21 protein-coding genes are annotated in these 23,042 nt (G+C 54.5%); 6 read left to right on the forward strand and 15 right to left on the reverse strand.

Translation table 11 applies throughout. The annotated features are described in order from the left end of the window. The first annotated feature begins 800 nt into the window (after positions 1-800). The 5 genes from GXX34_04410 to GXX34_04430 all read left to right on the forward strand — a co-directional run bounded on the left by GXX34_04410 (position 801) and on the right by GXX34_04430 (position 6,717). Positions 801-3,128: a molybdopterin-dependent oxidoreductase gene (locus GXX34_04410; GenBank protein ID HHW06765.1), complete on the forward strand. Its 2,328-nt coding sequence runs from the start codon at positions 801-803 to the stop codon at positions 3,126-3,128. A 1-nt stretch (position 3,129) separates the two neighbouring features. Continuing rightward, on the forward strand, positions 3,130-3,693 hold the full coding sequence (locus GXX34_04415; protein ID HHW06766.1) for a 4Fe-4S dicluster domain-containing protein: 564 nt from the start codon (positions 3,130-3,132) through the stop codon (positions 3,691-3,693). Continuing rightward, positions 3,690-4,607 carry a polysulfide reductase NrfD gene (nrfD, locus tag GXX34_04420; protein ID HHW06767.1) on the forward strand — a complete coding sequence of 306 codons (918 nt, stop codon included), beginning with the start codon at positions 3,690-3,692 and terminating at the stop codon, positions 4,605-4,607. Before GXX34_04415 ends, nrfD begins: the two co-directional genes overlap by 4 nt. Positions 4,608-4,759: 152 nt before the next feature. Next, the gene (locus tag GXX34_04425; protein ID HHW06768.1) at positions 4,760-5,581 is read left to right on the forward strand and encodes a DUF2064 domain-containing protein; all 822 of its coding nucleotides are present in this window, start codon (positions 4,760-4,762) and stop codon (positions 5,579-5,581) included. 14 nt (positions 5,582-5,595) lie between these two features. After that, complete coding sequence (locus GXX34_04430; protein ID HHW06769.1) at positions 5,596-6,717, forward strand: (Fe-S)-binding protein; 1,122 nt, start codon at positions 5,596-5,598, stop codon at positions 6,715-6,717. Positions 6,718-6,744: 27 nt separating this feature from the next. Here GXX34_04430 and selB read toward each other — a convergent pair whose 3' ends face one another. The 11 genes from selB to GXX34_04485 form a co-directional block, all read right to left on the reverse strand. Then, on the reverse strand, positions 6,745-8,661 hold the full coding sequence (gene selB, locus GXX34_04435) for a selenocysteine-specific translation elongation factor (protein ID HHW06770.1): 1,917 nt from the start codon (positions 8,659-8,661) through the stop codon (positions 6,745-6,747). Positions 8,662-8,682: 21 nt separating this feature from the next. Continuing rightward, positions 8,683-10,083 (reverse strand): L-seryl-tRNA(Sec) selenium transferase, encoded by a 1,401-nt coding sequence (locus tag GXX34_04440; protein HHW06771.1) that lies wholly within the window; start codon positions 10,081-10,083, stop codon positions 8,683-8,685. 121 nt (positions 10,084-10,204) lie between these two features. Next, the gene (locus tag GXX34_04445) at positions 10,205-10,864 is read right to left on the reverse strand and encodes a CBS domain-containing protein (protein HHW06772.1); all 660 of its coding nucleotides are present in this window, start codon (positions 10,862-10,864) and stop codon (positions 10,205-10,207) included. A 23-nt stretch (positions 10,865-10,887) separates the two neighbouring features. Then, positions 10,888-11,592, reverse strand: coding sequence for an ABC transporter ATP-binding protein (locus GXX34_04450; GenBank protein HHW06773.1), 705 nt, complete (start codon positions 11,590-11,592; stop codon positions 10,888-10,890). Position 11,593: 1 nt separating this feature from the next. Next, on the reverse strand, positions 11,594-12,352 hold the full coding sequence (locus tag GXX34_04455) for an ABC transporter ATP-binding protein (protein ID HHW06774.1): 759 nt from the start codon (positions 12,350-12,352) through the stop codon (positions 11,594-11,596). Beyond that, complete coding sequence (locus GXX34_04460; GenBank protein ID HHW06775.1) at positions 12,327-13,289, reverse strand: branched-chain amino acid ABC transporter permease; 963 nt, start codon at positions 13,287-13,289, stop codon at positions 12,327-12,329. The genes GXX34_04455 and GXX34_04460 overlap by 26 nt, the downstream gene beginning before the upstream one ends. A 9-nt stretch (positions 13,290-13,298) precedes the next feature. Then, positions 13,299-14,183, reverse strand: coding sequence for a branched-chain amino acid ABC transporter permease (locus GXX34_04465; protein ID HHW06776.1), 885 nt, complete (start codon positions 14,181-14,183; stop codon positions 13,299-13,301). A 101-nt stretch (positions 14,184-14,284) separates the two neighbouring features. Beyond that, the gene (locus GXX34_04470) at positions 14,285-15,511 is read right to left on the reverse strand and encodes an ABC transporter substrate-binding protein (protein ID HHW06777.1); all 1,227 of its coding nucleotides are present in this window, start codon (positions 15,509-15,511) and stop codon (positions 14,285-14,287) included. 227 nt (positions 15,512-15,738) lie between these two features. Next, the gene (locus tag GXX34_04475; GenBank protein HHW06778.1) at positions 15,739-16,929 is read right to left on the reverse strand and encodes an aminopeptidase P family protein; all 1,191 of its coding nucleotides are present in this window, start codon (positions 16,927-16,929) and stop codon (positions 15,739-15,741) included. A 147-nt stretch (positions 16,930-17,076) separates the two neighbouring features. Further along, positions 17,077-18,078, reverse strand: coding sequence for a GerMN domain-containing protein (locus GXX34_04480; GenBank protein HHW06779.1), 1,002 nt, complete (start codon positions 18,076-18,078; stop codon positions 17,077-17,079). 169 nt (positions 18,079-18,247) lie between these two features. Then, positions 18,248-19,270 (reverse strand): hypothetical protein, encoded by a 1,023-nt coding sequence (locus tag GXX34_04485; protein ID HHW06780.1) that lies wholly within the window; start codon positions 19,268-19,270, stop codon positions 18,248-18,250. A gap of 146 nt (positions 19,271-19,416) precedes the next feature. Here GXX34_04485 and yyaC point away from each other — a divergent pair, with 146 nt between their 5' ends. Continuing rightward, positions 19,417-20,058 carry a spore protease YyaC gene (gene yyaC / locus GXX34_04490; protein ID HHW06781.1) on the forward strand — a complete coding sequence of 214 codons (642 nt, stop codon included), beginning with the start codon at positions 19,417-19,419 and terminating at the stop codon, positions 20,056-20,058. 52 nt (positions 20,059-20,110) lie between these two features. Here yyaC and GXX34_04495 read toward each other — a convergent pair whose 3' ends face one another. The 4 genes from GXX34_04495 to GXX34_04510 form a co-directional block, all read right to left on the reverse strand. Next, positions 20,111-20,506: a polymer-forming cytoskeletal protein gene (locus GXX34_04495; protein HHW06782.1), complete on the reverse strand. Its 396-nt coding sequence runs from the start codon at positions 20,504-20,506 to the stop codon at positions 20,111-20,113. Positions 20,507-20,528: 22 nt separating this feature from the next. After that, complete coding sequence (locus GXX34_04500; protein HHW06783.1) at positions 20,529-21,554, reverse strand: peptidoglycan DD-metalloendopeptidase family protein; 1,026 nt, start codon at positions 21,552-21,554, stop codon at positions 20,529-20,531. Continuing rightward, positions 21,551-22,120: a DUF4446 family protein gene (locus GXX34_04505; protein HHW06784.1), complete on the reverse strand. Its 570-nt coding sequence runs from the start codon at positions 22,118-22,120 to the stop codon at positions 21,551-21,553. The genes GXX34_04500 and GXX34_04505 overlap by 4 nt, the downstream gene beginning before the upstream one ends. Positions 22,121-22,262: 142 nt before the next feature. Then, on the reverse strand, positions 22,263-22,955 hold the full coding sequence (locus tag GXX34_04510) for a DUF554 domain-containing protein (protein HHW06785.1): 693 nt from the start codon (positions 22,953-22,955) through the stop codon (positions 22,263-22,265). Between the last annotated feature and the right edge of the window lie 87 nt (positions 22,956-23,042).

Here is a 23,042-nt window from a genome sequence, read left to right on the forward strand (position 1 = left end):
CGGCTGATCTCCGGAAATTGGCGCGGATCCACATTCTTATCAGTAAGGAACTGGCGCTTGCACCGGAGAATGTGCTCCCATCGCTGGCTCAACAATTGTTCATTCACGACGAAAGACTGATTCGCATTTTCCGGCGAATTTGGAGACACACCATAGGTATCCACGAAAATCGCCTCCTGCATAAAAGATCCGGAAAAGTCCGGTAGTGCACTTCTTCACAAGACTTCCGCTGCGAATTCCTGACCAGGTATAGGTTGCCTAGCTGGAGCAGTATCATGCCTGTAGTTTTATTTTAATATACTAATGCTTTGTAAACAAGCTCAACTAGTGTTTAGGACAATGCTCCGCATGCATCAATAATAAATGTTATATAACTTCAACTTTTTAGACAGGGTTGGTTTGCCCTTTTGCAATATCCCGTTGCCGCCGGCCTGCCCATAGCGTTCCTGATGGCGGCCTGCTCCGGGTCCGCCAGGGACATAGGGCGTAAAGCCCCTGCACCGGCCCCACCCTCTTCCCGGCTATGATGGGTATGCCCGGCGGAAGACACCCGGAATCAAGCATACATGGAAACCCCCACCGGCGGTTTTCCATACCTGAAGCACTACATCCCCGGTAAGATGAAGATAAAATACCCGTTCCCGGCCGGGAATACCTTTGGGGGCCGGCTAATCCCATTTTGATAACGTTTTTTTAATTTTGATACACCCCCCTTACCCTCAGACCCGCCGGCCTCGCTTTTCACCGGTGCGGCCGCTGGCACGGAAATTGCATTTATATATGGTGCATTCATCCCGCAAATGCAGCCGTTACGGGGTGTTAGCCCCGCTTTTTCGCCTGCCGGAAGTTTGGCAAGGAGATTAAATAGTTTGGAGGCAGTTGATAATATGAGAATTGACCTGCAGCAAGAAGGTGTGGAGATTAAAAAGTCCTGTTGCTATTTCTGCCATCAAAACTGCGGGGTGCTGGCCTATGTCAAGGACGGCCAAGTCCTCGCCATCGAAGGCGACCCGGATCACCCCACCAACCAGGGCGGCCTGTGCTGCCGTGGTAACAGCGCCTTGAAACATCTCCATCACCCGGCCCGGGTGAACTACCCCTTAAAAAGGGTGGGACCCAAGGGCAGCGGCCAGTGGGAACGGATCTCCTGGGACCAGGCTTTAGAGGAAATCGCCCAAAGACTGCAAGCCATCAAGGACCAGTACGGGGCGGAAGCAGTGGCCACCGCCGGCGGCACCCAGCGGACCGACGACTGGGCCCGCCGGCGCTTCATGAACCTGTTCGGCAGTCCGAATTGTTTTCACAATTCCCATTTGTGCTGGATCCCTACCTTCATGATCGAAACCGCCATTTACGGCTGGTGTCCCTTTGAAATCGACCTGGCTCAAAGCCGTTGTTTAGTCTTGTGGGGCTGTAACCCGGGCGCCACCACCCTGCCTTTCATGCGGAGTATCAGCGATCTCAAAAGGAGAGGCTTGAAGGTCATTGTCATCGACCCGCGCTACAGCGAAACCGCCGCCAAAGCCGATGTCTGGCTGCCCCTCAGGCCCGGTTCAGACCTGGCTTTAGCCCTGGCCTGGCTGAACGTGATTATTCATGAAGGCCTTTGCGATTGGGATTTCGTCATGAACTGGTGTACCGGCTTCGATAAACTGGCGGCACATGTGGAACAGTTTACCCCGGAATGGGCTGCCCCTTTAACCTGGCTCACCCCCGAACAAATTCGTGAAAGTGCATATATTTACGCCATGAACAAGCCGGGCAACATCCAATGGGGCGTAGCCCTGGACCAGATGGGCAAGCCCGGCGGGGCCGCCATTCATGCCCGGGCTTTGCTGCGGGCCGTGACCGGCAACCTGGACGCCCCCGGCTCGGACATTCTCACCGGTCCCGCCATGGATTTCTTAACTGACGAGGAACTGGAAGCCAACGAGTATTTACCGGAGGAACAAAAGGCCAAGCAATTGGGCGCCGACAAATTCAAGCTCATCACCTGGCCGGGCTACAGCCGCATCGCGGAGATGACAAAGAAATTCTGGGGCAAAGCGCCCACGGCGGAATGGATGTGTGAGGCCCACCCGCCTACGGTTTTCCATGCCATCATTACCGGTGAGCCCTATCCCGTGAAAGCCTTGCTGGTGTCAGCTACCAACCCGGTCAACTCTTACGGCAACAGTAAGAAAGTGCTGGAAGCCTTGCGGAAAGTTGAATTTATGGTCACCTGTGATTACTTCCTTACGCCCACGGCCATGCTGTCCGATTATGTGCTGCCCATAGCCGGGGCCCTGGAAAGACCGACCATTACCACTTCTTACGGTTGCTCCGATTATTTCATCGCCTCCCAACGAGCCATCCGGCCCTTGTACGAGCGCCGCACTGATTACGATTTCTGGCGGGGCTTGGGACTCAAACTGGGGCAGGGAAACATGTGGCCTTGGGAGACCCTGGAAGACGCTTATTTCCATCGCATTGCCCAAGTCGCTGCCGGCTTTGGGGTAGAAACCTTTGATGACTTCGTGGAATATATCCGGTTCTACTTCCCGGAAAGAGAGTACTACCGTTACCAGGAACGGGGCTTCGGTACTCCCTCCGGTAAGGTGGAACTGTACTCCACCGTGCTGGAAGAACTGGGTTATTCACCCATCCCTGAATACATCCCGCCGGTGGAAAACGAGCTCTCCGATCCCGAATTGGCCCGGGAGTACCCGCTGGTCCTGACCACCGGATACGGGGTTATGCCTTTTCACCACTCGGAGCATTTCCAAAGCCCGGACTTGCGCTACATCAGGCATGAACCCTATGCCGATATTAACCCGGAAACAGCACAAGCACTGGGTATTAAAGACGGGGATTGGATTTGGATCGAAACGAAACGGGGCCGGATTAAGCAAAGAGCCAACGTTACCCCCGCCGTCCATCCCAAGGTGGTCATCACCCAACGGGGCTGGTGGTTCCCGGAAAGGGATCTGCGGGAACCGGTCCTGGGCGGCTGCTTGGAATCCAACACGAACGTTTTAACGAGTGATGCCGACGAACACTGCGATCCCATCGGGGGAAGCTGGGCCAACCGGGGACTGTTATGTCGGATTTACAAAGTCACAGATTCCGATGGAAAGGATGGTAAATAACATGCCTCGTTACGCCATGGTCATTGACACCCGTCGCTGTACCGGCTGTCACTCCTGTACCGTTGCCTGCAAAATCCACAACGAACTCCCGGTGGATGTGATCTATAATCCCGTGGTCACCAAGGGACCGGAAGGGGTTTTCCCAAAGGTGCACATGGAGCACCTGCCTCTTCTATGCATGCACTGCGCCAACGCTCCCTGCGTGAATGCCTGCCCCACCGGTGCATCCCGGCAAAGGGAAGACGGTATCGTCTACGTGGAGGAAGCAAAATGCGTCGGGTGCAAAGCCTGCCTGATGGCTTGCCCCTACGGCGCCCGCGTATTCGTTCCCGGCAAAGGGGTGGTACAGAAATGCAATTTCTGCTTGGAGCAGTTGGCCCTCGGCAAGGAACCCTTTTGTGTCCGCACCTGCCACCAGAAAGCCCGGATCTTCGGCGATCTTTCCGATGAAAGCAGCCGTGTCTTTGAGCTGATCCACAAAGAAGGTGCGGAACCGTTAATGCCTGAACTGGACACCGAGGCGCATGTGTTTTATATCCACGGATCGGAGGCTAAGATACTATGAGTTACAGACACGATACATGGGGTTGGATGCTGGCCGTTGATTTCTTTTTCGCCGGCATGGGCGGTGCTATGCTCTGTATTGCCGGTGTCGTTGATCTCTTTGGCCGACAATCAGGTATTTCCCTCTTAGGCAGTTTTCTTGGTCCCATCTGTGTCGGCATCGGTGCTTGCTTTCTTCTCATCGAATTGGGGCGCCCCTTCCAGGGTTGGCGGGTCTTTATGAACCCGAAGGCGATTCTCACTTTCGGAGCCTGGAACATGCTGGTAGCCATTGCGGCCGGCTTGTGGTATGCTTCCTTCGGGCTGGCAGGCCTGCCCTGGTCCGCCAGCTTGGGATTGCGGAAAGTGCTGGCAGCCATTGTGCTCATGGCCGGCTTTATTGTCGCCACCTATCCGGGCGTCCTGCTCGGCAGGCATAAATCAAGGCCTTTCTGGATGGGGACAGGCATCATGAGCCTGTTCTGCCTGTCTTCTTTCGTCACCGGGTTTGCCGCCCACTTGCTCTGCGGGCTGGCTTCCTGGACAGCAAACTTGCCGCTTCACACCTTTGGCCGGATCCTGGCCCTATTGCTGGCACTGCAGCTGGTGTTCTGGCTGGGGTACCTCTGGACAAAAAGCTCCGGCGGTACCCGCTGGGAAGCAGACGCCGCCCGGCGCTGGCTCCGGGGGGATCTGGCCGCCACCTTTAAATACGGTTTTCTCCTGATTGGTACTTTGGCGCCGTTAATTCTCTTCCTCCTGCCGGCGGGCTTAGAAGCTCCGGGAGCCGTCCTGGCACTGCTGGGAGGTCTCATCATGCGCCTCCTGGTGGTCCGGGCCGGTGAAGAGCGGACCTGGCTGCCGGGCGAACGCCTCTACCACGCCAGGCTGCCCGTCGGCAACGAAGATTTCCTAAGGGCCTGGGATAACAAATAGGCTGCTTTTCAATCCCACCGGCATGGCTAAGAGCCCCCCGTCCTCAACCTTGGCCCCCACAGCTCCTTTCAGAGCAACCGGCCGGTGGGATTTCTTTTTACAGCCGGAAGGCTGCCATGAAAAGAAAATCAAACCAAAGGAGTGTTTATCTATTGCTTAAACATGCCCTGCTGATCTTCACTAAAGCACCTAAACCGGGAGTGACGAAAACCCGGCTCACGGAGGAAAAAGGCGGCATCTTCACCCCCGAGGAGGCAGCGGACCTGTACCAGGCCATGCTGCTGGACGTAGCCACCATCGCCGGTCAGGCGATCCGTACCTTGAAACAAGCCGGTGATGATGAGTACCACCTGGTCATCAGCTCCCCTTCCCCGGCGGATCAGGAAGCCTTGACTAACCTGTTTGCCCGGGAAGGAATCAAGCCCGACTTGTTTATTACTGACCGGGGGAAGAATTTCGACGAACACTTTGACAACGCCTTTCAACAGCTTTTTGCCCTGGGCTACTATGCTGTCGTGGCCGTCGGCGGGGACCTGCCTACCATGCCGGTCAGCCACTTGACACAAGCCTTTCAATGGTTGGAGCATTTCCGCATCGCTTCCAACCAAGGCGGTTTTGTGCAAGCTCCCTGTCAAGAATGCGGGGTATCCCTGGTAGGCTATACCGTCGATACCCCCATGGACTCCCAAGGAGTTTACTACAACCTGGACGGTATTCCGGCTCTGGATGCCTATATCGCCAAGGCTAAGGCCAGGAACATCCCGGTGGCGGCCCTCATGCCCGTGGCCGATGTGGATAACACCCAGGATCTGGCCCATTCCATTTCCCTGCTCCGGTCCCTGGCGTATGCCGCCAAGTTTCAAAAGGATATGTTCCTCGCCACCCGGACGCTGAACTGGATTGACCAATCCGGCATCCTGGTCTGCACCCCCCCGAATGCCAATCATGACCCCCGGGAACAGGTGGATCGATAGGAAGTAGGGATCCCATGAATATTTCTGCGGACAACCTCAACCGGATTTGCCGGCAAATCCAGGAAGATTGTACCGGCTGCCGGCAGTGTATGGCGGCATGCCCTTTCTTGCAGGAAACCGGTTGCTCTCCCGGGGAAATTGCCCGGCGCCGGCCTTCAGTCCTGGAAGCCTATTCCTGCACCCTCTGCGGTTTGTGCGAAGCCCTTTGCCCCTTGGGGCTCAGTCCCAACGCCATGTTTCTGGCGGCCCGGCAAGAAGCCGTGCGCACCGGGCAAATTGACATCAACGAGTACCGCTACCTGTTTCCCGACCGGAAGAGCACGGTAATGAGTTACTACCGGCAGTTCCACGGCATCAGCTACCATCACCTGCCTTGCGATAGGGTAGGCCCCAACGCCCTGTTCCCCGGTTGTGTGCTGCTCACCTATGCACCCCCTTTGATCGATGGCCTTTACCGTCATTTGCAGGCCAAATTGGGTTCTTTATCCCTGCTCACCGATTGCTGCGGGTTGCCCTTAGCCCAGCTGGGTTTAGCGGACAGGGCCCACCGTTTGCACGTTGCTTTGCGCCACAAGTTAACCGGCCTCCAGGTGGAGAACTTGTATATCGCCTGCCCGAACTGTTACTATCTCCTCCGGCAGGTCTTGTCTGCCACCTCCATTAAACTGTTTACCGTTTATGAAGGGCTGGACCCGGCTCACCTGCCCGGCGGCGGGGGGCAAGTTGTCGCCATTCATGATTCCTGTCCTGACCGCCACGCGGGCATTTTCGCCCGCCAGGTCAGGCATGCCCTGATTGCTAAGGACTATATCATCGAGGAACTGCCCCACCACCGTAGGCATAGGGCCTGCTGCGGCAGCGGCGGGCAGGTGACCCATTTCCGCCCCGACCTGGCGGAGGAGCTCCTGACCCGGCACCGGCAAGAATTTGCCCGGCATCCCGCCCCTACGGTAGCGGCTTACTGCCTCGGCTGCGTCCTCAATTTCGCCAAGACTTCCGGGGAGAAAAAAGTACAACATGTCCTGAACCTGCTGCTGGGCGTAGAGCAGGACTACACCGGCATCAAGGCTAAAGCTGCCGCACTCTTTGCCGGCCCGGCCGGGGAGGCCGCCTGGCAAGAAATCATGTCTGATTAAAAAAATGAACAAGGGTTAATCCCTTGTTCATTCGCTTTTGTCGGAGAATAAGATGCGCACGTCACCAATCCGCTTGGTGAACTTGATTTGATCCAGGTATTCCAGCAAAGCCAGCACGTACTTCCGGGAGCTGCCCAAAGCATCCCGCATGCTCCCCAATTGCAGGGAGCCGTGGGTTTTAATGAGGTCTCGGGCCACCTCTTTGGCCCGCTCCACCGCTTCCCGATGGAAATAGAGCCCTTCCGCCACTTTCACCAGCTGCTGGGTATCCAGCAGGTAATGCAGCAGTTCCTCCCCTGCTTCCCTGGGGCACTGCACCGCCTGCAGGGCTTCTTCCCAGGCGGGAGGCTGGAAAAGCTGCCGCCGGAACTGGGCCAGGATGCCCTCCATCCACTGCCGCTCCTTGGGCGAGGGAGTGGGCTCAAAGGCAGGCAGCCTTACCCCGCCGGCGGCGGTTACCAGGTGCCCTTGTTCCTCCCAGTATTGGATGAAGCCGTTAAACAGCTTTGCCGGCCACTTGGAAAACTTGCGGGACCGGATCTCCTCTTTGGGGAAACCGCCCCGCAAAGGATATTTCCGGTGATACTGCTCCAGCAGCTTCTCGACCTCTGCTAACACGGCCGCTTCAGCGGCGGCGGGCCAGTACCACTCTTGACCGTCGCAACCGAACTCCATCACTTGACCTGCCTGCTTAAGGTCCTGCAGGTAGCCGGCCAGTTCTTCCCGGGCCAGGTTAACGGCTTTGGCCAAATCCGCCCCGGGCACCGGTACCGGTGCCCGTTGTAAAGCCTCCAGGATCAATTCCTCCGGTGTACCGGTGAGCCTGGTGGCCAGGCGCTCCAAGGTCTGCGGGTCAAAACGGCGGTGTTTCGGCGCCACGGGATCGATAACCTGCCCTCCCCCGATGGTCCGCATGGGGGAGTAGGACCGGATCACGAGCCGGTCCTGTTTATCCGCCACCAGCGGTTCCTCCAGCTGCAGCTGGGCAAAGGCCGTCTCCCCCGGGGCTAAAGTATTCCCTTCTAAAAGGATCACCCGGCCCAGGACTTCCGCCGTGCCCAGGTGGACCCGCACCCGCTGCCGGTGTTCCATTTCCGGCGCACTTTTTAATAGGTGCAGCTGGATATCGATCCGGTAGGAGGCGGACAAGGTCCCCGGTGCCAGCAAAGTGCTGCCCCGGGAGATCTCAGAGGTCTCCACCCCGGCCAAGTTCACCGCTACCCTTTGGCCGGCTTTAGCTGTGTCCACTTTTTGCCCGTGGACCTCCAGGTTCCGCACCCTGACCTGCAAATTCTGGGGCTGGATTTCCAGCACATCTCCCACCTGGATCTGCCCGCTCCAAAGGGTACCGGTCACTACGGTACCAAAGCCCGTGATGGAAAACACCCGGTCGACGGGTAAACGCACTTTGCCGGTGGGGCTCTTGGCCGCCGTTTGCGCCACCAACCGCTCCAAGCCTTCCTTCAGCGCCGGGATACCTTCCCCGGTGAGGGCGGACACCGGATAAATCGGGGCTCCTTCCAACACGGTTCCCTGCAGCGCCTCCTTGATATCCTCCACCACCAGTTCCAGCCAGTCCTGGTCCACCAGGTCCTTTTTCGTCACCACCACGATGCCTTGCCGGATTTGCAGTAAATCAATGATGTCCAAGTGCTCCCGCGTCTGGGGCATGATCCCCTCATCAGCGGCCACCACCAGGAGAACTAAATCCATGCCCCCTACCCCGGCCAGCATTTGTTTAATGAAGCGCTCATGGCCGGGCACATCCACCAGGCCGATCCTCTGCCCGTTCGATAAGGTGAGGGGAGCAAAGCCCAGCTCAATGGAGATGCCCCGCTCCTGTTCTTCCTTCAGCCGGTCGGTATTCACACCCGTCAGGGCTTTGACTAAAACCGTTTTGCCATGGTCTACGTGTCCCGCCGTACCGACGATTACATAATCCACTGCCTGTCACCTCCGCGTACCTCAATCGGGAAAAGCCGCGGCCAACGCTTTGACCAGCATCTCTTCCTCTTTCTCCAGCACCGTCCGCAAATCTAACAGGAGTCTCCCCTCCGCCAGGCGCCCCATGACCGCCGGCTCCCCTAACCTGAGGTTCCTGGCCCACAGGCTGAGTTTGCCGTTGTGCGGCAACAGGGTAATCAGGACTGTGGGTAATTCCAGTAAAGGCAAGGATCCTCCCCCGGCTTGGGACACCCCTTTTTCCAAGGAAACCTCCGCCTTGCCGGCTAGGACTTCCCGCAGCCGCCGGCTCACCCTTTGAGCCCTGGTCCTTAAATAAGTTTCGTCCATGGTCAGCATGCTTAAAATAGGCACTCGCCCGATGGTTTCCTCCGGTTCCCAGAGATAAGCCTTGAGAGTAGCCTCCAGGGCCGCCATGGTCAGCTTATCCACCCGCAAGGCCCGGGTCAGCTGGTTCTTAGCCATTAAATCTATGTATTCCTTCTTCCCTACGATAATGCCCGCCTGGGGACCGCCTAAGAGCTTATCGCCGCTGAAGGTCACAACATCTGCACCCCTGGCGATTTCCTCTTGCACGGTAGGCTCACCGGTAATGCCGTAGGGCTCTAAATCGATCAAAAATCCGCTGCCCAGATCCTCCATAACCGGCAAGCCTGTTTCCCGGCCCAGCTCCACCAGTTCCTCCAGGGAGGTCTCATGGGTGAATCCCCGGATGCGGTAGTTGCTGGGATGGACTTTTAAAAGGAGCGCCGTTTCAGGCGTGATCGCCCGGCGGTAATCTCGTTGATATGTTTTATTGGTGGTGCCAACCTCCACCAGGCGAGCCCCGCTGGCCGCCATCACTTCCGGCACCCGGAAGGAACCGCCGATTTCCACCAGCTGCCCGCGGGAAACAATTACTTCCTTCCCCTGGGCCAGGGTGTTTAACGCCAGCAGCACCGCCGCCGCGTTATTATTCACCACCAGGGCGCCCTCGGCGCCGGTCAGATAACAGAGGAGTTCCACCACATGGCTGTACCGGGAACCCCGCTCCCCCGTGGTCAAATCCAGTTCCAGGTTGCTGTAGCCCCCGGTAACCTGCCAGAGGGCTTGGCGGGCGTCCTCACTCAAAACCGCCCGGCCTAAATTGGTATGCAGCACCACCCCGGTGGCATTGATCACCGGCCGCAGCCGGGGCTTTAAGAAGGCCTCTGCTCCTCTTACGGCCCTCCAGGCTACCTGCTCCGGGCTCAGTTCTTCCGGAGACAAAGCTTTTCCTCCCAACACCTGCTGCCGCAAATGACCAATAGCTGCCCTGACCTGCTCCACCAGTACTTTCCTAGGTATGCGAACCTGTACATCCTTCTCAATAATCTGCAGCACCTCATCCACCGATGGGAGCTGCCTTAAGCTTTGGTGATCCATCCGGGGATCCACTCTCCTTACCTTCCGCATTCTCGCTCGGTAATTATTATAGCACAACGGAATGAGCATAATCTGCGGAAAAAAGCAAGCTCCCTTGCGTGGACAAGGGAGCCTAGCCGTCTTAAGGTTGAAATTCTGCGTAACTGTTTACGCTCAAAACGTGGTAGCCGTGTTCTTTCAGCTTGGCGGCGATTTGGCTGCCGTCGCTGGCATGGATGCGAATCACGATTTTGGCCATGGGAGTGCCGTTGCGAAAAACCGCAATCCGAGCAATATTGGCGCCTAGGGCACCGATGACCCTGGTAATGTCCGCCAGAACCCCGGGCTTGTCTTCCGCTTCCAGGCTGATGCGGCATCCTTCTTCTTTCAGACCCATGATTTCAATGAAAGCGTCGAAAATATTGGTTTCCGTAATAATGCCCACCAGCTGCCCGCCGGATACCACGGGCAAGGCCCCTACCTTGTGCTCCCGCATCACCAGGGCCGCCTCTTCGATGTAGGCATCCGCATCAATCACGTGCACCTTTTGCTTTTTGGGCAGGAAGTCGCCAATCTTCATCTTAGCCAGCAGGTAGTTGATCTCAAAAATACTCAAAGATGTAGCCGGAGACGGTGAAATCTCCCGCAGGTCCCTGTCCGTCACAATTCCCACCAATTTCCCGTTCTCCATCACCGGTAAACGGCGGATGGCATGCCGGCGCATCAAATCCAAAGCATCGGCAATGGTCGTCTCCTTGGTGACGGTGACCGGGTTAGGCGACATGTAATTTCGGACCAGCATGCTGCTCAAACCTCCTTTTCCATTTAACCCCCTAGGTAAGCCTTCCTCACTTCATCGCTTTCCGCCAAATCCTTGGCATACCCGCTCAACACGATCCGCCCCGTTTCCAACACATATGCACGATGGGCAATGGAAAGTGCCATGTGAGCATTTTGTTCCACAAGGAGCACAGTAGTTCCTGCTTTGTTAATTTCGGAGATGATCGAAAAAATCTCCTGCACCAGGATAGGGGCTAAACCCATGGAAGGTTCGTCCAGCAAGAGAAGCTTGGGCTTCGACATCAAAGCCCGCCCCATCGCCAGCATCTGCTGCTCCCCGCCGCTTAAGGTTCCGGCCCGCTGGTACATCCGCTCTTTCAAACGGGGAAACCTGGTAAAAACCATTTCCATGGCTTGCTTGATTTCCTGCCGGTCCTTGCGCAGGTAAGCACCCATTTCCAGGTTTTCCAGCACCGTCAGATTGGCAAAAATCCGTCTTCCTTCCGGCACTTGGGAGATACCCTTCTTGACAATCATGGGCGCCGGTACATTGGAAATCACTTCATCTTCAAAAACAATCTCACCGGTTTTAGACCTGAGTAAACCGGAAATAGTCCGCAGTGTCGTAGTTTTCCCCGCACCGTTGCCGCCAATGAGGGTGACGATTTCGCCTCGCTCCACTTCCAGGGAAACGTTTTTCAGGGCATGAATGTTGCCGTAGTAGACGTTGATATTGTTTATTTTGAGCATGTTACGCCTCCCTCCCTAGATAAGCTTCAATGACCCGCGGGTTTCGCTTAATCTCATCGGGAGTGCCTTCGGCAATAACTTTCCCATAGTCCAATACATAAATGCGTTCACAGATGCTCATCACCAGGGACATATCGTGTTCGATGAGAAGAATCGTCAAGTCAAACTTCTGCCGGATTTCCCCAATCAGGTGCATTAATTCCTTGGTCTCCAGGGGGTTCATCCCCGCCGCCGGTTCATCCAGCAGGAGCAGCTTCGGCTTGGCAGCCAGCGCCCGCACAATCTCCAGCCGTCTTTGTTCCCCGTAGGGCAAGTTCTGGGCCATTTCATAGGCTTTATGGTCTAGATTAAAGACTTTTAAAAGTTCCATGGCCTCCCGGGTCATTTTCGCTTCCCCGCGGTAATAATCCGGGAGCCGCAGAAAAGCACCGGCCAGGCTGTACTTCCCATGCCAGTGGTAAGCCAGTTTCACATTATCCAACACCGTCATGGAGTTGAACAGGCGGATGTTTTGAAAAGTCCGGGCAATACCCTTCGCCGTTACCTGGTAAGGTTTTAATCGCAGGATGCTCTGCCCTTCAAAACTGATGTCGCCGGACGTCGGTACGTAGATACCGGTCAGCAGGTTAAAAACCGTCGTTTTCCCCGCCCCGTTGGGCCCGATTAAGCCTACCAGTTCACCGCGCTTGATTTCAATATCCACGTTGGAGACAGCGGTTAATCCACCAAAGGTCTTAGTCAGTTTGTTTACCGTAATCATAGTACCCGCTACCTCCCTTCCGTCTCAACAAGGTTTGAAAGGTGAATTCGCTGTTGCCCAGTAAGCCTTGGGGGCGGAAGATCATCACCAGGACCAGCAGCACGGCATAAATGACCATCCGCAGGGCGCCGAAGCTTTGCAAGGCGGCGTTCAGGATGGTAATACCGGAGGCCGCGATAATGGAGCCCGTCAAACTGCCCAATCCGCCCAGCACCACCATGACCAGAGCATCAAAGGACTTCAGGAAGCTAAAGGTCTGGGGCTGGATCAGGAAGAAATAGTGGGCATATAATGCCCCCGCCAAACCGGCAAAGAACGCTCCGATACTGAAAGCCAGCACTTTGTAAAAAGTGGTGTTGATGCCCATGGCATCAGCGGCAATCTCGTTTTCGCGAATGGCAATGCAGGCCCTGCCGTGGCTGGAGTTGATGAAGTTTTTAATCAGGAGCACCGTAACCACGGTAAAAATAAACAGCCAGGTCCAGTTCGTCATTTTCGGGATGCCGTTTAAGCCGGCGGCACCACCGACGTAGTCTATGTTAACCAGCAGTCCCCGGACAATTTCGCCAAAACCCAGGGTAGCAATGGCCAGGTAGTCCCCCCTAAGCCGCAAGGTCGGCAAACCGATCAAGATGCCCACCAGCCCGGAAGCCAGGGATCCGGCCACCACAGCCAGCAAAAAAGGCTGTCCCAACTTCAGGGTGAGCACAGCGGACACATAAGCCCCAACCGCCATGAAACCTGCATGCCCCAACGCCAGTTGTCCCGTAAAACCGACAATGAGGTTTAAGCTGACGGCCAGGATAATATTGATACCCATCCAGTACAAGTTCACCTGGTGGAAGGAACTGATCAGGCGATGCTTGAGGGCATAAGCGACTCCGAAGTAGACGAGCGCCAGTAATATGATCACGATTATATTGTTTCTCCACCGCATTGCCCTCACCTACACTTTCTCCCCGGTGTCTTTGCCAAAAAGACCGGAAGGTTTTACAATCAGGATAAAGATGAGAATTAAGAATACCACCACATCGCGATAATTGGTACTCCAGTAGCCGCTCACCAGTGCTTCGATAATGCCCAGCAAAAATCCACCGGCCATGGCTCCCGGAATCACCCCGATGCCCCCTAACACGGCCGCCACAAACGCTTTCAAGCCGGGCATCAGGCCCATCAAAGGCTGCACCGTTTGATAATACAGTCCTAAGAGTACGCCGGCTACCGCCGCCAGGGCACTGCCGATGGCAAAAGTCACGGAAATAACGGAGTCCACGTTAATGCCCATCAGCAGGGCCGCATCCTTGTCATAGGAGACCGCCCGCATGGCCTTACCGGTTTTCGTCTTGTTCACGATGAAATTTAAAACCAGCATCATGATAATCGTCACTACTAAAATGAGGATTTGGTAACTGGTGATGGTGATCATGCCGTCAAGAAACTGGAAGGTCTTTTTGGGAAAGGCTTGGGGAAAAGACCGGTAATCAGCACCTAAGACGTATAGACCGCCGTTTTGCAGGAACAATGATACGCCGATGGCGGTAATCAAAGCTGCCAACCGTCCTGAGTTGCGCAGGGGTTTGTACGCTATTCTCTCAATAATCACGCCGAGCAAACTGGATACCAGCATCGCCAAAAGCATGGCGGCAAAAAAGTTCATGTTATACTCGGCGATGGCAAAAAAACCTACAAAGGCACCCACCATGATGATTTCCCCGTGGGCGAAATTAATAAGCTGGATGATGCCGTAAACCATCGTATAGCCCAAGGCAATTAACGCGTAAATGCTTCCCAGGGATATGCCGTTAATCAATTGTGCGAAAAAGAGATCCATGATTTCACCCCTACATTGCCTTTAACACGGTCACAAGTTAAACAGGAAGAGGGGGGAACATCCCCCCTTCCTCCGTCAACCTACACCCAACACCATTACCATTAATTGGGAGCAATCTTAGTCTTGAGCACTTGGTTGCCATCGAGCATCTCGATGATGGCAATTTCTTTCACCGGGTTGTGGAACTCGTCAAAGCTCATGGTACCTGTTACCGCTTCAAAATCCTTGGTATTGGCCAGAGCAGTCTTGATGGCTTCAGGATCAGCGGAGCCGGCCCGGTTGATAGCATCAGCCAACAGGTAGGCAGCATCATAACCAAGAGCAGCAAAGGAATCGGGCGCATCGCCGTATTTGGCTTTGTAAGCCTCAACAAATTTTTGTACTTTGGGATCCTGGTCTTGGGAAGAATAGTGGTTGGTAAAGAAGGTATTGTTCAGGTTCTCCGCACCGGCGATTTTGACCAGGTCCGGGGAATCCCAACCGTCAGCACCGACAAAGGGAACATTTAAGCCCAGCTCTCTCGCCTGGCTGACGATCAAAGCTGCTTGTTGATAATAACCGGGCAGGTAAACCACTTCGGCGCCGGCATCCCGGAACTTGGTTAAGGTCGGGCGGAATTCCTTGTCCGTATCAACATATCCTTCCTCAGCCACAACGGTACCACCCAATTTGGTGAACTCTTCCTTGAAGACCTTGTACAAACCTTTACTGTAGTCATTGGTATTATCGTAGTAGACAGCGGCCTTCTTCAGGCCCAGGTCATTGTAGATAAAGCTTGCCGCCACAATTGCCTGGGGCGGATCGATAAAGCAGGTTCTAAAGATGTAATCCCTGGTTTGCCCTGTTTGCGGGTCCACCGTCACGTCCGGTGAAGTAGCCGATGTAGTTAACAGGGGCACTTTGTATTCCGTCGCCACCGGAATGGCAGCCAGGGTATTACCGGTAGTGGCAGGGCCAAGATGAGCCACTACTCCTTCGTCCGCGATCAACCTGGTGGCCACACTGAGGGATTCCGCGTTGTCTGATTTATTATCCAAAACAATGGGTTCGAGCATCCTGCCGCCTAAAACACCACCGGCAGCGTTAATCTCCTCAATAGCCAGCAAGATCCCGTCTTTGCTGTGGGTGCCGTAGGTTGCTACAGCGCCGGACAGCTCATAGTTAACTCCGACTTTAATGGGTTCACCGCCGCCGGAAGCATCGCCCTGTGACCCTTCAGAAGACGGCGCAGGTTGAGAGGATTGACCGCCTCCCCCACAGCCAATGGCGATGCCGGCCACAAAAGTAAGCAACACCACCATAACCAGCCATTTACTAATTTTTTTCATATCTTCCCCTCCTTAAAGTTTCCCCTTGAATTCCTCATGGAAAGAAAAGCAACTTCTTTCGGTTGGGCTTCACCTCCCCGGAGAATTAAAGACTGCTGCGCATCAGCAGTTGGAAAAACGAGACAGGAAGACCGCCTTCCCGGCATCCTTTTCTCCTTTAACACATTAATAAAATTATATAATGGGTCAAATCAGGTGTCAATCCTTGGCCCGCCTCATCTCCTCCCTTACAGAATTTGCATTTCATCAGGCGTCACCGTTAATTTCTCCACGCCCGTGGCAGTGACCAGGTAGGTGTTTTCAATGCCGGCCACTCCCACTCCGGGAAAGACAAATTTGGGCTCCAGGGCAAATACATGTCCTTCCGCCAGGGGTACCTCCACCCCTTTGGCAATTACCGGCCATTCATTCACTTCCAGGCCCACCCCGTGCCCGATAAAAGTGACCGGCTTGCCGTACCCCATGAAGTGCTCCGCCAGGCCCGCCCGGGCAGCAATACCCAGGGCTTCTTCATAGATTTCGGCCCCGTTTGCCCCCGGCTTAGCTCTTTCTTCCACCATGTGCTGTACCTCCAGGGCCACTTGAAATGCTTTCGCCAATTCACTGGGAGGTTTGCCGAGGCAATACATCCTGGTCTGATCCACCATGTATCCGGTATAATTGCCCATGGAATCGACGCTGATCACTTTACCGGGCGTGATCACGGCCCCGCACGGGCCCTGGGGGTACAAGGGAGACAGCCCCTGGCCCCCGAGAGGAGTATCATAACAAGTCGGCACCGCCGCTTCCGGCCCTACCAGAACTTGTCCAATAAAGAGCTCCATGTTGAGCCCCCGGAACCTGGTAAAACCGTAATGGCCCCGCCGCCGCGCTTCGTATTCGAACTTGGCGGCTAAGGCCAAGTCCGTCATCCCCTCTTGGATCAAACCCGGTATGGCGGCAAATACTTCCCCGTGGACCAGCCCTGATTTTTTGACCAGGGCGATTTCATAATCCGATTTGACCGACCTGACCAACCTGGTCAGGTGGCTGGCATCTTCGATGGCTACCTCTGGACCCAAGATTTTTTGATAGCGGAAATAATCCTTCGCCGGCAGCACATCCAGTTCCATACCCAGGCGTTGTGGCCGGTGCCCGTAGGCCTTAAGGACAGCCCCGAGACTGCGCAAACTGTCCAGGGATAGGACCTGGGTCAGCGCCGACTCGCGCCTGGCCCGGTTAAGGTCTTTGCGCACCAGGAGCAACGGTTCCCCTGCCTGTGGTATGTACAGGCACCCGTTGGGCACGGTCCCGCTGAAATAATACAGGCTGGTGTTCTCCACTATTAAGGCGCCGTCTAACCCTGCCCGGCCCAGCTGCTCTTGCAGCCCGGCTGTGCGCCGGGCCAGTTCCTCCGCCGGCACATGGCTGTAATCCAACGATTCACACCTCCATAATAGTCAATAGTCAGAATTTCCAGTAAAATTCTTCGCTATGTGGCAGAAAATTCCTCCTCTAACCTGCCGGGAATTATGTATTCAAAGGACACAGAAGTTCCATCCCCCTGTGTCCTGCTAATAGCTCCCCTAGCTCGGCTGGCTGTAATTAAGTTTATCCCCTACACTGGACCTGGTCAAGGGTTTGTAAATATCGGTACCCTCGGGAAGATAATCCCATCGTTCCCCTTCGATTAAGATTTGTACTTGATGCACTCCGGGCAGGCTGGTTAAGGTGTAAACCAGGGAATTGACCAGCTGCTTCTCAAAGGCGCTGCCTCCTCCATAGCCCACAAATTCCCGGCTGAAATTCACGGTTAATAATTTTTCCGTCTCCTGCCATTCCAGGCTGAGGATCTTGGTACCGCTCCACAGCACATGATTAAGGCTGCTGTCTTTCGGCGGTCCTTGGGCCAACAACTCCAAAGCCTCCTGGGCTTTTTCCGGTACCGTTAAGCCCGCCGGAATGGCGTAAGTCAGGGGCACCAAAAACATGGCGTTTTCATCGCCAAAGAATACCCGGATCTCGTCCTGGCCTTCCTGTTTTTTGCCCGTCAAGTTGACCCCGTGCTCCTTTTGCAGGGGTTGATCCAGGGTTACCCCGTGGAGTTCCTTGATAGGCTCCCCGTCAATGGAAAGCTGCACGCGTTTTACTTCCGGCAGTTCCGCCAAAGTATAGGTGAGGGATGCCAGGGCGAGCTCTACTTCCTGCTCATCCTTTAATTGCAAGAAATCCTGGGTTAGGTCCAGGTAAACAGTACCGCTGTTGGCGGAAAAATAGATATCCCTCAGTTTCGTTCCCTCAGGAATGGTGGGCGCCACGAAATCGTTATTGGGGCCTGCCAGCAGCTTTTCCACCGCTACTTTAGCTACTTCTTTCGTTGGGTTGATATCAATGGTTACCGGCACCAAATATGCTTTATCAACGGTGGCAAAATATATTAAAACCTGACTCCGTTCACTGGACAGGACTAACTGCCTCTTGCCGTTGGTCGTTATTTCACTGCGGCCGTCATCTTGAGGGCCGGCGGATCTGGCACGTAAACCGCAACCAGCCGTCAAGAAAACCAGCAGCAATAGAATGAGCACCACCCAAAGCCGCTTTCTCCGCATGACGGTCAGCCAATTATGCTCCATGTCAACCTAGGCTTAGTCGTAACAAAACCTAGGGGTCACCTCCTTGATGCTAGCTGAAATCGGCTTAAACAAGTATTCTATTCTCTTCACGGCTCTTTAATTCCTGCTATTTAGGTGTTTCCAATTACCTGGCAATATATACTTGCCGGGCTTTCACCAAAACCGCAGCCAGTACCACCAAATTCAAACAACCAAAAAACGGGTATATGGTCTTAATTAATACGGAGAAACCAATCCTGCTCAGCAAAGCGGCGCCGGTCAGCAAAAGGATTACCGTCACCGGATAGGACAATTGCCGGGCCGTTAATCTTAAAGCCAGCCCCATGGCATCGACCATGGCCGAGGTCAGCATGGCTAACCAAAGCACGACGGCATAACCAAGGCCCACCGGGAAAGATTGCTGCCTGGCCAGGTACAAAAGGGGCACTTCCACCTGCTCAACCACCTGGTGATGCTCCAACAGCACCGCACACAGCAGCCAAGCAAGCATCCCCAACAGGATGCCGCCGAGCAAGACGGCACGGGTACCTTCATGCCGGTGAGTATTAGCAAAACTTACTAAAATTACCATCCCGCTAATCATATTATATGAAACATACAGCAACGCTGACAGCAGCCAGGATCCGTCACCCGTCATGCCGTCAGGGAAAGAAAAACGGCTTCCTCCTTGCCAGGCCGAGCCGGCCACGATCAAGATCCCCAAAATCATGGCAGGCACCAGCAGGGAGTTAAAAGCCAGTACTCCTTCCCGCTGGGCCAGCAGGACACATAACAGGATCAGTGTGCTGGACAACACCCCCATCCAAGCCGGCAGGGCAAAATACTCTTGGAAGGCTGCCCCACAGCCGGCCAGCATGATGACCAAACCGGCAAACAGGTAAAGGGACAGCCACCCATCTACCACCGTACCGGCCTTTTTTCCCAGCAAGAATGCCAGGAATTCATGGTATGAATTAACCCGGTAATGTGCTGCCAACCGGAAGATCAGCATCCCTACGAGCATAAACCCCGAGCCGGCCACCAGCGTACCCCACAAACCGGCCCGGCCGAAAGAAACGAAAAATTGCATCAATTCCTGCCCTGAGGCGAACCCGGCACCCACAACCGCCGCCACATAGGTCAGGGATAAGGCCCACACCTTGCCCATCTTATACACGGCTTGCTGCAACTCCTTTGCCAATGAAATATGGCTTCTTTCTAATCCTATGCCGCTTTAGCACTAATTACATCCGCCAGTATAAGATCTCCAATTTTTACATATACTAAATACCAAAACCGGAAAGGAGGCTGATTATGTCAAGGATGCCATATCAATTGAGTCGTCCTGTGGAAACATCAGCACTTATGCCGCCTCCAAAAATCAAATGCCATCACGAAGAACCTTACCTGATCACCCGGTTGGGACGAGCCCTCCAGCAGCATTTAACGATTCTCGACCCCACAGGCTTAAGGAAACGGGTGATTGTTTGCATAGGTACGGATCGCTCCACCGGTGACAGCCTGGGACCGATCGTAGGAACCCGTTTAATCGACCTGGGCACACCTGTCACTGTTTACGGTACCTTGACCAAACCGGTGCATGCCACTAACTTGCAAGAAACGCTGGACGAGATTTACTCCTGCTTCGACAGCCCCATCGTCATTGCCGTAGACGCCTGCCTGGGCCGGTCCGAAAGCGTCGGTTCCATTACCCTCGCCTCCGGGGCCCTCAAACCGGGCGCCGGGGTTAACAAGGAGCTGCCTCAAGTGGGCGATATTCATTTTACCGGTATTGTAAACGTGGGAGGTTACATGGAGTATTTCGTACTGCAAAATACCAGGTTGGGCCTGGTGTGGAAAATGGCTAATGTCATCGCCGCCAGCATCCACCATGGTTTACTCCTCACCCATGCGCAGCAAGCCGCGGAAACCGGTACGACACCCGGCCTCCAGTAAAGATATTGGCAGCAGGTCATAGGAACAAAGCATACCTGCTGCCAAAAGAATTTTATGCCTGCCCCGCTTTCAGTTCCGTTTTTGCCGGGGCCGGTTTCTCCGCCTTGTCCATTTGACAGGTACCCTGAAAAACAGCCCCGTCATCGATGACTAGACTGCTGACCTTGAGGTCACCGACAATCCTGGCCGTATTAGCTAACTCCAGTTTTCCGCTGGCCACCACATTACCTTGCATGTGACCGGCAATTAATACATTGCGGGCATAGATGTTGCCTTCTACCCTGCCCGTGTCTCCCACGACGATATCTCCTTTGGTGCTGATATCCCCTTGTAATCCCCCATCAATCCGCACGCTGCCTTTGGCGGCAATTTTGCCGGTAAAGACTGTATCGGCACCGATAATCGTGTCTATTTCGCCGTAGGATTGGGCGTCCCGTTTGCGCAGCATTACTTAATGTTACCTCCTCGGGTCACTGCTTTAATATAGTCAATGGATCTATGTACTGGCCGTCTTTCATAATGCGAAAATCCAAATGGGCCCCGGTGGAACGGCCGGTGCTGCCCACCCTGGCCACAATTTGTCCTTTCGTTACTTCCTCTCCCACTTTGACCAGCAGGCGCGAATTATGAGCATACTGGGTCTGGTACCCGTTACCATGGTCAATCACCAGTACCCTACCCCAGCCGCTCCGGTAACCGGCAAAAATCACTTTGCCGCTGGCGGCGGCTTTCACCGGCGTACCTGCCCTGGCTGCAATGTCAATTCCTTCATGAAACTCCCTGCCGCGATTGGTAATGGGATTCTTCCTCCACCCAAAGGTGGAAGTAAGCCGTCCTTCCACCGGCCATAAATCGGGGACGGTGGACAGGTACTCCAGCCTTTCTTCCACTTCCACCAGCAGTCGTTCCATTTCCATGGCCTTTTTTTCTGCCTTTTCCTGCAGTTCTTCATAATTTTCTGCTATCTGGTGCACCAGTTGGAGACTCTGCTCGGCGCCCCGGCCTGCCTGCCTGGAGGTGTTGACGGTGGTCAGGCGTTGTTCCAAATCCTCCCACCTACCGGCATCATAATTGTCCTGCTCCAAATCGAACTGCAAAGGCTCCAGGCTCCCGCCGGAACCGGCCAAACCTGCTTCGTCCCGGGATGTCTCCAACCCAACCAGGGAGCGCACTTTCCGGTCCAGTTCATCGAGCATGTGCAGCTTGGTTTCCATGGCTTGCGCTTGCCGCTCCAGCTCTTTAATTTGCCTGGCTTGATACTCGTTAATGGTCTCCAGTACCTTCAATGACGCCACTTCTTCCTGGTAAGTAAAGTAGCCGTAGGCAAAGAAGATCATGCAGCCCAAACCGAATAAGCTGAAAAAGGTCATAAGCGGTACGAGGATCACGGGTATGCGCCATTTCCGCATGGAGTTTTCATTGTTGGGGATTAAAAGCAGGGTGTAGTATTTTTGTTTCTTGGAACGGCCGTCTATCTTGGGCCATTTCCTGTTCAAGATGCGCCCTCCTCTCCCTGATAAGCCAGCCAACTGCTCAAATTGGGATCCTGCCTCGCCCGGTCCAGGGCTAACCGTTCTTCCTCCGTCAGGCGGTAGCGAGACTGTCCTTTTCTAATCGGCTTGGCAAAAAGGCGGCACTCATCCCGGCCGTAAAGGCTGGTTAAAACCACCCCGTCGTCCTGGCTGTCCAGCAGCGCCAGGGAAAAGCTCTGGTCACTGCCCTGATCTTGAAATGCATTGTACCTGACGATACCTACTTTTTGGATAGCAGAGGCAAGCGTCTGTTCCAGTTCTCCGGTTTTCTTTTCCAAAGCCTCAATCCTGGTGAAATATTCCCTCACTTCTGCGCGGTGCTTGATGATCAGTTCCTCAACGTTGCCTGTATGTATACCGGCCAGTAACTCTAAGTATTGGCGGCGAAATTTCTTATTGGCTCTGCGTTCGAGGAGAAAAAGTACTAAAAAAAGCAGGTTAACCAGCACAAGACATGCGAGTAACATTGCTTGATTATAATCCATCTTGGACAAGAACTGCTGCAATGCCGGTATGGTTTCCAAATCCATGGACTGACAATCCTCCTCAATTCTGCCTTGGTTACTATTCCACATGGAGGGCAAGTTTTCCTTTTTTCTGCATACTTTTTAGGCTTGTCTAATCCGTGGGAAATTGATGCATTATTGATATAATTTGTCAATAGTTCCATCCTTATTTAAAGAAAGAAAGGCACCACATCAGCCCCATGGCCACAAAAACCGCCGGCAGTAAGTTGCCTACTTTAAACTTTTTAATGGACAACAGGTCCAGCCCAATGGCAAAGATTAATAAACCGCCCACCGCGGTCATTTCCGTCACCACCGCCTCCGTCAAAAAAGCCCCCAGCCAATGGGCCAGCATGGTGATGCTGCCCTGGTAAACAAAAACCGTGATAGCGGCAAAAGCCACGCCCCAGCCTAAAGACGAAGCCAGGATAACGGCGGACACCCCGTCCAGCAGGGATTTGGCATACAGGGTGGTATGCTGCCCTGTCAGACCGCTTTCCAGGGAACCCATGATGGCCATGGCGCCGACACAGTAAAGGAGGCTGGCACTGACAAATCCCTTCACAAAGGTTGTTTCTCTCCCGCCGTTGGACACCAGTCTTTCCATGGCTTGTCCCATTCTTTCCAGCTGGGTTTCCAAAGCCAGCAGTTCCCCCAGTATGCCCCCTAGGACCAGGCTGACCAGTACTACCAGGATATTGTCGGTGGTAATCGCCATGGTCAGGCCGATCAAGACCACCCCAAGCCCGATGGCCTGCATGACCACCTGCTGCATTTCTTCTTTGAGGGCACTACCTGCCCACCTGCCTAAAGCAGCTCCGACCACAATCGCCACCGTATTAACGATCGTCCCTAACACCGTCTTCTCTCCCATCTTGCCTGTATTTTTGATATCTCTTATTTAAGTATAAACCCTGCTGTCAAGACCGGACCCTCCCTGGCGAAA

It is taken from the genome of Clostridia bacterium (assembly GCA_012840125.1).
In the GTDB taxonomy this organism is placed as follows: Bacteria; Bacillota; DULZ01; order DULZ01; family DULZ01; genus DULZ01.

Coding starts and splice junctions, on each gene's coding strand:
- GXX34_04450 (HHW06773.1), bottom strand. CDS start 11,592: ATGCTCAAAATAAACAATATCAACGTCTACTACGGCAACATTCATGCC.
- GXX34_04455 (HHW06774.1), bottom strand. CDS start 12,352: ATGATTACGGTAAACAAACTGACTAAGACCTTTGGTGGATTAACCGCT.
- GXX34_04460 (HHW06775.1), bottom strand. CDS start 13,289: ATGCGGTGGAGAAACAATATAATCGTGATCATATTACTGGCGCTCGTC.
- GXX34_04505 (HHW06784.1), bottom strand. CDS start 22,120: ATGGATTTGGAAACCATACCGGCATTGCAGCAGTTCTTGTCCAAGATG.
- GXX34_04410 (HHW06765.1), top strand. CDS start 801: ATGCAGCCGTTACGGGGTGTTAGCCCCGCTTTTTCGCCTGCCGGAAGT.
- GXX34_04440 (HHW06771.1), bottom strand. CDS start 10,083: ATGGATCACCAAAGCTTAAGGCAGCTCCCATCGGTGGATGAGGTGCTG.
- GXX34_04445 (HHW06772.1), bottom strand. CDS start 10,864: ATGCTGGTCCGAAATTACATGTCGCCTAACCCGGTCACCGTCACCAAG.
- yyaC (HHW06781.1), top strand. CDS start 19,417: ATGTCAAGGATGCCATATCAATTGAGTCGTCCTGTGGAAACATCAGCA.
- GXX34_04430 (HHW06769.1), top strand. CDS start 5,596: ATGAATATTTCTGCGGACAACCTCAACCGGATTTGCCGGCAAATCCAG.
- GXX34_04485 (HHW06780.1), bottom strand. CDS start 19,270: ATGGGCAAGGTGTGGGCCTTATCCCTGACCTATGTGGCGGCGGTTGTG.
- GXX34_04415 (HHW06766.1), top strand. CDS start 3,130: ATGCCTCGTTACGCCATGGTCATTGACACCCGTCGCTGTACCGGCTGT.
- GXX34_04465 (HHW06776.1), bottom strand. CDS start 14,183: ATGGATCTCTTTTTCGCACAATTGATTAACGGCATATCCCTGGGAAGC.
- nrfD (HHW06767.1), top strand. CDS start 3,690: ATGAGTTACAGACACGATACATGGGGTTGGATGCTGGCCGTTGATTTC.
- GXX34_04495 (HHW06782.1), bottom strand. CDS start 20,506: ATGCTGCGCAAACGGGACGCCCAATCCTACGGCGAAATAGACACGATT.
- GXX34_04470 (HHW06777.1), bottom strand. CDS start 15,511: ATGAAAAAAATTAGTAAATGGCTGGTTATGGTGGTGTTGCTTACTTTT.